Source organism: Streptomyces sp. AC627_RSS907 (assembly GCF_019049165.1).
In genome coordinates this window covers 1-622 of record NZ_JAGMUE010001472.1, presented here as the reverse complement: position 1 = coordinate 622, position 622 = coordinate 1, and the positions used below count along the sequence as shown (strand labels likewise).

General features: G+C 77.2%; 1 pseudogene. It reads right to left on the bottom strand.

Features of this window, described 5'->3' with window-relative positions:
* A pseudogene (locus KUM32_RS42510) lies at positions 1–622 on the bottom strand (hypothetical protein); the annotation flags it as partial.

Sequence of the window (622 nt, the reverse complement as noted above, 5' to 3'; positions counted from 1 at the left end):
GGTCAGCGCGGCGTCCACCCGCTCGAAGGACTTACCGGTGCTGCCGCGCGGGCCGGTGACCATCTCCAACGCCGCGTCGTACGCGCCCTCCTCGTTGGCCCGCCTGGCCCTCTCGTGTCGGTGCTGCCACTCGCGCGCCGCGCGGATCGCCTCGCCGACCGGCCCGCGCCCCGACGCGTCGTTGGCCAGCCGCTGGGCCCGGCCCAGCAGCCCGCCGGCCTCGGCGTCGGGGGCGTCCGTGGCCGGCGCCGTGCCGAGCAGCGCCCGCATGCGCTCGTCGTAGCCGACCTCGTAGGCGTCCTGGCCCTTCTCCGGGGGCGACTCGCGGACCACCGCGCCCCGCGCCACCAGCACCAGGTTCTCGTTGCCCCGCGCCTGGAGCACGGCTATGCGCGCCTCGCCCAGCACCCGCAGCGACCGCGCGCCGTGCCGGTCGGACTCGCCGAGCCCGGAGCGGACCACCGCGTGTCCCGCCGCCAGCCACACCAGCGCCGCCGCGGTCGCAACCGTCGCCGCCAACAGGCCCAGGTTGAAAACCCGGTTGGTCCGCCGGTACGTGCGGTGCTGCGCCCAGGCCAGGGCGGCCAGCGCCAGCACGCCCGCGCCGAACGCCATCCAGATC